This window comes from Nitrosophilus sp., from assembly GCF_982775275.1.
This window is the reverse complement of sequence record NZ_CEXZHP010000346.1, coordinates 1-1,033: the sequence shown is the minus strand read 5'-3', so window position 1 is coordinate 1,033 and position 1,033 is coordinate 1. Positions and strand designations below refer to the sequence as shown.

Annotated in this window: 1 protein-coding gene; it reads right to left on the bottom strand. The window is 58.7% G+C overall.

Annotation, left to right across the window (positions count from 1 at the left end):
* A partial coding sequence (locus AC30RD_RS09930; protein ID WP_489494410.1) for a RecQ family ATP-dependent DNA helicase occupies positions 1-955 on the bottom strand: 955 nt, incomplete at its 3' end.
* Between the last annotated feature and the right edge of the window lie 78 nt (positions 956-1,033).

Genomic DNA, 1,033 nt, shown 5'->3' with positions numbered 1-1,033 from the left:
TATCGCGGCCCGCGCGGCCGGTTTCCTGATAATAGCCTTCCATGTTTTTCGGCAAATCGCCATGCAACACGAAGCGGACGTTGGATTTGTCGATCCCCATGCCGAAGGCAATCGTGGCGATGACCACATCGACTTCGTCGCGGTTGAAGCGTTCCTGGTTTTTCTTGCGCTGAATAGGCGTCAGCCCGGCATGGTAGGCTAGCACCGAAACGCCCTGCCCCTGCAAAAACTCGGTGGTGGCCTCCACGCTCTTGCGGGTGGTGCGGTAGATGATGCCGGACTCGCCCTTGTGTTCGCGCAAGAACTGGAGCAGCTGCAAATCGAGATCCGTCTTGGGAACCACTTGGTAGAACAGGTTGGGGCGATCGAACGAAGCGCGCGTCAGGTGCGGCTTGCGCAGCCCCAGCTTGGAGACAATGTCTTTGGCCACTTGATGGGTGGCGGTGGCGGTGAAGGCGGCAATGGCCGAGCGGGGAAAGTGGGTGACGATGTTGGAGAGCAACAGGTAGTCCGGCCGGAAATCGTGGCCCCATTCCGAGATGCAGTGGGCTTCATCGATGGCAAAGAAGGACACCTTGGCCTGCTTGAGCGTGGCCATAAAACCGGGCAGGGCGAACCGCTCGGGCGAGACATAGAGCAGGTCCAGCTGATGGTTTTCCACCGCCTGGAAAACCCGGAAGCGTTCTTTCGGCGAAAGCGAGCTGTTTAGGAATTCCGCATCCAGCCCGTTGGCCTTGGCGGCATCGACCTGATCCTTCATCAGCGAAATGAGCGGGCTGATCACCACGCACAGGCCGTCGAGCAGGTGCGCCGGCAATTGATAGCAGAGCGATTTCCCGCCGCCGGTCGGCATCACCGCAAAGACATCGCGCGACTCCAGCAATGCCGAGACGATCGCCTCCTGATTGGGGCGAAAATGCTGGAAACCAAAAATTCGTTGAAGAGCGTCGTGCATCGTTTTTATGAACTCCCTACCGGTACCTTTCCTGCCGAAGGCGGCCGGCTTACTGGTTATTCTTCAATTCGGCGATGC